Below are 6,294 nucleotides of genomic sequence, written 5' to 3'. Positions count from 1 at the left end.
CACCCCATCCGGTACCTGGAGGTACGACCTTGACCGGCGCACCCGCCACCCCCGCCGACCACGCGCGGAACGAGGCCGTCGAGGCGGCCCTCGGCAAGCTCGACCTGGACGCGAAGACCCGGCTGCTCGCCGGGCAGGACCAGTGGTCGCTGCCCGCGCTGCCCGAGATCGGACTGCCGTCGCTGGTCATGTCCGACGGGCCGGTGGGCGTCCGCGGCGTGCGCTGGACCTCCGACGACCCGTCCGTCGCGCTGCCCTCGCCCACCGCGCTCGCCGCGAGCTGGGACCCGGAGCTCGCGCGCCGCGCCGGGCGGCTGCTGGCGCAGGAGGCCCGCCGCAAGGGCGTGCACGTGCTGCTCGCGCCGACGGTGAACCTGCACCGCTCTCCGCTGGGCGGGCGGCACTTCGAGTCGTACAGCGAGGACCCGTACCTGACCGGCGAGATCGGCACCGGATACGTACAGGGCGTGCAGGACGGCGGCGTCGGCACGACGGTCAAGCACTTCGTGGCCAACGACGCGGAGACGGACCGCTTCACGGTCAACAACGTCGTCGCGGCGCGCACACTGCGCGAGCTGTACCTCGCGCCGTTCGAGGCCATCGTCGCGGGCGCCCGCCCCTGGGGCGTCATGGCCGCCTACAACAGCGTCAACGGCTCCTCGATGACCGAGCACCGCCACCTCCAGCTGGAGGTGCTGCGCGAGGAGTGGGGCTTCGACGGCGTCATCGTCTCCGACTGGCTCGCCGCCCGCTCCACCGTCGGCGACATCCTCGGCGGGCTCGACCTCGCGATGCCCGGCCCCGAGACCGTGTACGGCGCGAAGCTGGCCGCCGCGGTACGGGCGGGCGAGGTCGAGGAGTCCGCGGTCGACGCGGCCGTGCGCAACGTGCTGCGGCTGGCCGCGCGCGTCGGCCTCCTGCCGGACGCGCCCGCCGTCGTCACCGAGCCGCCCGCCGCGGTGGACAGCGGGGCGCTGGCCCGGGAGATCGCGCGCCGCTCCTTCGTGCTGGTGCGCAACGAGACCCGCGACGGCCGTCCCGCGCTCCCCGTCGATCCGGCCCGCACCCCGAGGATCGCGCTGATCGGCGCGTCGGCGCGGGACGCCCGCATCCTCGGCGGCGGTTCCGCGACGGTCTTCCCCGCGCAGGTGGTCTCGCCGCTCGACGGGCTGACGGCGGCGCTGCCCGGGGGCTCCCTGACCTACGCGCTCGGCGCCGATCCCAACACCGAACTGGCCCTGGCCGGGGACGGTTTCGACCTGTGGGCCACCGCGCGCGCCGCGGACGGCCGGGTGCTCGCGACGCTCAAGCTGCCGAACGGCCGGGTGCAGTGGGTCGGCAGCGACCTGCCCGAGGGCGTGACGTACGAGGAGCTGCACAGCGTCGAGGTCAGCGGCACGTTCACGGCACGCGACGCGGGCGAGTACGCCTTCGGCACCCGTGGCCTCGGCGGCTTCCACCTCGCCGTCGACGGTGCCGTGCTGTTCGACGGCTACCAGGACCGGGGCGACTCGACCGACCCGTTCGAGGCGTTCTTCGGCGCGCAGACCGAGCGCGGCCGGGTGCGGCTCGACGCCGGGCAGACGGTGCAGATCTCGCTGCGCGACACGGTCTACAAGATCACCGACGCGCCCATGAAGGCGATCGGGTTCTCGCTCCTGCACCTCGGGCCGCAGCACGACCCGGACGAGCTGATCGCCGAGGCCGCGCGCGCCGCCGCGGCGGCCGACACGGCGGTCGTGGTGGTCGGTACGACCGAGCGTGTCGAGTCCGAGGGCTTCGACCGCAAGGACCTGCGGCTGCCGGGCCGCCAGGACGACCTGGTCCGCGCGGTCGCGGCGGCCAACCCCTGCACGGTGGTCGTCGTCAACAGCGGTTCCCCGGTGGAGCTGCCGTGGCGCGAGGACGTCGCGGCGGTACTGCTGAGCTGGTTCCCCGGCGAGCAGGGCGGCGCGGCGCTCGCCGACGTACTGCTCGGCGCCGAGGAGCCGGGCGGCCGGCTGCCGACCACCTGGCCGGCCGCGCTGGCCGACGCACCGGTGTCGGACACCACCCCGAAGGACGGCGAAGTCCACTACGACGAGGGCGTGTTCATCGGCTACCGGGCCTGGGAGAAGGCGGGCGCGGTACCGGCGTACGCGTTCGGCCACGGCCTCGGCTACACCGAGTGGAGCTACGAGGCCCTCGACGCGACGGCCACGGAGGTCCGCGTGCGGCTGTGCAACACGGGCACGCGGCCGGGCCGCGAGGTCGTCCAGCTGTACGCCGCCCCCGAGGGCGCCGGAGCCCCGTCCGCGCAGGAGCGCCCCGCCCGCTGGCTCGCGGGCTTCGCCACGGCCGAGGCCGCGCCCGGCGAGAGCGTCGAGGTGACCGTCCCGCTGCGGCGGCGCGTCTTCGAGATCTGGGACGAGGGAGCGGATTCCTGGTCGCTGATCGAGGGCAGGTATGAGATCCAGGCGGCGCATTCCCTGACGGATGTCCGCCTGAGCGCACCGCTGACCGTGGAGCGCTGACCCCGGTCGTACGGCCCCGAGGCGGAACCTGACACCGCCCGGGCCCCGTACGCCTGCCGGGGGCCGTAGGCCTGTCGAGGGCCCCGTACGCCTGCCGGGGGCGTAGGCCTGTCTGGGGCCCCGTACGCCTGCCGGGGGCCGGTACGGCGGCGGGGGCACGCGACCCGCGCCGGGCGGCTACTCGCCGGGAGCCGGCCGGCCCGCGGCCGGCGCTGTGCCGGGCGCGGCGGGTGCCTGTCGCGGACCCGGAGTGCCGGGGCCGGGGGCGTCCGGTGCCGGGGCGCCCGCGCCGGCCGCCTCGGACTCCCGCTCCCGTGCGCGGGCCATCAGCGTCGCGCCGGCGACCGCCCCCGGCATCAGGAAGATCGCCACCACCGGTACGAGGAACGCCAGCGTCAGCGGTACGCCGAAGCCCAGCGCCATCAGCCTGCGGCGCTTGAGCCAGGCCAACTGCTCGCGCGCGCCCACACCGCGGCGCTCCATGGCCACCGCCGTGAGCTCCTGGGTCAGGAAGAAACCGGACACGCAGAAGCCGATGGCGGGGACCACGCTCTGGCCGAGCACGGGCACGAACCCGAGGACGAACAGCACCACGCCCCAGGCCACGACCCGCACCAGGACGTAGAGGCTGTTCCTGACCGAGACCAGGACCTCGCGCCACCACGGCAGCCCCGACTCGGGGACCGTGCCGTCGCCGGACTCGGCGCGCTCGACCGCCTCCGACAGCGCCTCGTAGAACGGCTGGCCGATCAGGAGGGTGACGGCCGTGAACGTGACGACCGCGAGGAACAGGCCGAGCGCGAACAGCAGGACCGTCAACCCGTCCCTGAGCAGCCCCTGCCAGGGCGAGGCCCAGTGGTCCGCGAAGGGGGTCGCCCAGGACACCGCGTCGCCCGCGCCGTGGACGAGCGCGATCAGTGCGCCCGCGTACACCAGCAGCGTCACCACGCCGGGCAGCAGGCCGAAGCCGAACCACCTGCCGTGGCCGCCGACCCACCGCTGGCCCTTCACCAGAAAGCCGAAGCCCGCCCCGAGATCGCCCATGCGGGCCACCCTAACGGGACGGGCTCCGGCCGGCTTCACACCGCCGGGACGGTCAGGCGGCCGACAGCGTCACCTCGATGTTGCCGCGCGTCGCGTTGGAGTACGGGCACACCTCGTGCGCCTTCTCCAGCAGGTCCTTCGTCGCGGCCTCGTCCAGCGCCGGTACGGACGCGGTCAGTTCCACGGCGAGGCCGAAACCGCCGCTCGCCAGCTTGCCGATGGAGACCTTCGCGGTCACCGTCGAACCCGTGATGTCCAGCTTCCGCTGACGCGCCACCACGCCCATCGCGCTCTGGAAGCACGCGCTGTAGCCGGCCGCGAACAGCTGCTCGGGGTTGGTGCCCTCGCCGCTGCCACCCATGTCCTTCGGGGGGTTGACCACGACGTCGAGCTTGCCGTCGTCGGAGGCGACCCGGCCGTCCCGGCCGTTCTCCGCCGTCGCGACGGCCGTGTACAGCGGCTGAATCTGCTCAATAGCCATTCGAACTCTGTCCGTTCTCCTTGTACGCCACGACTCGCGCCCACGATCGCGGCGGCCTGGAACCAGGTTAGACCGCGCCTCAGTGGTCGAGGGAGACGATCATCTTGCCGGTGTTCGCACCGCTCAACACACCGAGGAACGCGTCGAAGCCGTTCTCGATTCCCTGCACCGTCGTCTCCCTGTGCTGGAGACGGCCCTCGGCGAGCCAGCCCGCGGCGTCCTCGACGAAGCGCGGCCTCAGGTCCAGGTGGTCCGTCACGATCATGCCCTCCATGCGCAGCCGCTTGGTCAGGACCTGGCCGATGTTGCGGGGCCCCGAGGGGGGCTCGGTGGAGTTGTACTGCGAGATCATCCCGCAGAGCGTGATCCGGCCGAAGGTGTTCATGCGGCCGATGGCCGCTTCGAGATGGTCGCCGCCGACGTTGTCGAAGTACACGTCGACGCCGTCCGGCGCCGCGGCCTTGAGCTGCTCCTTGACCGGGCCGTTCTTGTAGTTGAAGGCCGCGTCGAACCCGTACTCGTCGAGCAGGAGCCGGACCTTCTCGTCGGAACCGGCGGAACCGATCACCCGCGAGGCGCCCTTGATCTTCGCCAGCTGTCCGACGACGCCGCCGACCGCGCCGGCCGCGCCGGAGACGAAGACCGCGTCCCCTTCCTTGAAGGAGGCGGTCTCGAAGAGGCCCACGTAGGCCGTCAGGCCCGTGCTGCCGAGGACTCCGAGGTACGCGGTCAGCGGCGCGCGGCCGGCGTCCACCTTGACCGCGCGGTCCGCGGGGAACTCCGCGTACTCGCGCCAGCCGAGGCCGTGCAGGACGTGGTCGCCGACGGCGAATCCGTCCGCGCGGGAGGCGATGACCTCGCCGATCGCGCCGCCGTCCATCGGCTTGCCGAGCTCGTAGGGCGCCACGTAGGACTTGGCGTCGCTCATCCGCCCGCGCATGTACGGGTCGACCGAGAAGTACAGGTTCCGGACCAGGATGCGGCCCTCCCCCGGTTCGCCGACCGGAACCTCGCGCAGGGCGACGTCGTCCGGCACGGGCCAGCCGTCGGGGCGGGCGACCAGATACCAGGCGCGGCCGGAAGTGGGAAGTGCGGTCATGGTCCGGGTACCTCCTTGAGGCGTTGGGACATTGAAAGCTTCAGTACCTGAAACAACCTTGCATCTGAATATTTCACTTTGTCAAGCAACGGGATACCCTGGTGTCCATGGCCCGTCCCAGAACCGATCCGCTCACCCTCGAAGTCGTCCAGCTCATCGGCTCCGTCGTGGCCCGCTACCACGAGGAGTACGACCGGGCCGCCGCGGAGCACTCGCTCACCGGCGCGCAGGCCCGCGTCCTCGGACTCCTGTCCCTGGGGCCCATGCCCATGCGCAGGATCGCGCAGAAGCTGAAGTGCGAGCCCTCCAACGTGACCGGCATCATCGACCGGCTGGAGGCGCGCGGCCTGGCCGAGCGCAGGCCGGACCCGGCCGACCGGCGCGTGAAGGTGGCCGCCGCCACCTCGGCGGGGCGGACGACGGCGGCCCGGCTGCGGGACTCGCTCGACTTCGCGCGCGAACCGCTGGCCGAACTGTCGGAGGACGAGCGCCGCACCCTGCGGGACCTGCTGAGGCGGATGGTGGGCGACGACGAGGGCGACCTCGTCTGAGCGCCTGGCGTCACATGCACCACAGCAGGACGGGGGTGCAGTGGCTCTTGCTCGGCTCGGGACCCGGCCCGCCAGGCGGCGTGGCGGGCGTGCTCGCCGGCGGTGCGCCCGGTCCCGTCGGGCTTGAGGCCGTCGGGCCCGCACCGCCCGTACCGCCGGTGGGGCTCGTACCGCCGGCGCCGCCCGTGGCCCCGCTCGACGGGGACGCGCCGGAGGGGCCCGCTCCGCGGCTGCCGCCCGGGTCCGGGCTCGCCGCGTCGCCCGACACGGAGGGGGACGCGCCCGGTGTGCCGCCCGTCGCCGTCTGCCCGGGCCTGCCGCCCCCGCTGCCGTCCACCGCGGCGCCCGGCAGGGCCGGCTTGCCCGAGGCCCCCGGGTCGCCGTCGTAGTCGAGGCCGGTGCTGTTGTCCGTGACGGTGCCGCCCGCCCCCGTGCCTGCCGGGTCCAGCGCCAGCTGCGCGAGACTGAGGGCGCCCGCGGCGAGCACCACGCCGAGCACACCGATCAGGGCCCGGCGCCCGCGCTTGCTGCGCGCCCTGCGCGGGGTGGACCTGGGCCTGCGGCCGGCCCGCCGGTGGGCGTGCTCCGGCGCGCGGGTGCCGGGCG

6 protein-coding genes are annotated in these 6,294 nt (G+C 73.9%); 2 read left to right on the top strand and 4 right to left on the bottom strand.

The window, feature by feature from the left end; all coding sequences use genetic code 11:
- Nucleotides 1–29: 29 nt before the first annotated feature.
- Entirely contained in the window at nt 30–2,513 is a 2,484-nt protein-coding gene (locus LCE31_RS34450) for a glycoside hydrolase family 3 protein (RefSeq protein WP_225021559.1), read from the top strand.
- Between the two features lie 177 nt (nt 2,514–2,690).
- On the opposite strand, the gene LCE31_RS34445 is transcribed toward LCE31_RS34450, so the two are convergent.
- From LCE31_RS34445 to LCE31_RS34435, 3 genes are all read right to left on the bottom strand, one after another.
- Nucleotides 2,691–3,557 carry an EI24 domain-containing protein gene (locus LCE31_RS34445; protein WP_225021556.1) on the bottom strand — a complete coding sequence of 289 codons (867 nt, stop codon included), beginning with the start codon at nt 3,555–3,557 and terminating at the stop codon, nt 2,691–2,693.
- A 52-nt stretch (nt 3,558–3,609) separates the two neighbouring features.
- Nucleotides 3,610–4,038, bottom strand: a complete 429-nt coding sequence (locus tag LCE31_RS34440; protein ID WP_225021554.1) for an organic hydroperoxide resistance protein — start codon at nt 4,036–4,038, stop codon at nt 3,610–3,612.
- Nucleotides 4,039–4,117: 79 nt separating this feature from the next.
- Nucleotides 4,118–5,137, bottom strand: coding sequence for an NADP-dependent oxidoreductase (locus LCE31_RS34435; RefSeq protein WP_225021552.1), 1,020 nt, complete (start codon nt 5,135–5,137; stop codon nt 4,118–4,120).
- A gap of 107 nt (nt 5,138–5,244) precedes the next feature.
- On the opposite strand from LCE31_RS34435, the gene LCE31_RS34430 reads away from it, so the two are divergent.
- A complete protein-coding gene (locus LCE31_RS34430; protein ID WP_225021549.1) occupies nt 5,245–5,688 on the top strand; it encodes a MarR family winged helix-turn-helix transcriptional regulator in 444 nt (147 codons plus the stop codon).
- 10 nt (nt 5,689–5,698) lie between these two features.
- Here the strand turns inward: LCE31_RS34430 and LCE31_RS34425 are convergent.
- Nucleotides 5,699–6,294: hypothetical protein (locus LCE31_RS34425; RefSeq protein WP_225021547.1), on the bottom strand; the 596-nt coding region annotated here is incomplete at its 5' end.

It is taken from the genome of Streptomyces sp. 8L (assembly GCF_020176795.1).
Classification (GTDB): Bacteria; Actinomycetota; Actinomycetes; order Streptomycetales; family Streptomycetaceae; genus Streptomyces.
Note: the sequence above shows the minus strand (reverse complement) of the source record. Positions and strands in the feature narration are given on the sequence as shown.

What these genes read in the sequence shown, in the direction of transcription:
- LCE31_RS34445 (WP_225021556.1), bottom strand. Translation starts at nt 3,557, where the DNA reads ATGGGCGATCTCGGGGCGGGCTTCGGCTTTCTGGTGAAGGGCCAGCGG.
- LCE31_RS34440 (WP_225021554.1), bottom strand. Translation starts at nt 4,038, where the DNA reads ATGGCTATTGAGCAGATTCAGCCGCTGTACACGGCCGTCGCGACGGCG.
- LCE31_RS34435 (WP_225021552.1), bottom strand. Translation starts at nt 5,137, where the DNA reads ATGACCGCACTTCCCACTTCCGGCCGCGCCTGGTATCTGGTCGCCCGC.
- LCE31_RS34430 (WP_225021549.1), top strand. Translation starts at nt 5,245, where the DNA reads ATGGCCCGTCCCAGAACCGATCCGCTCACCCTCGAAGTCGTCCAGCTC.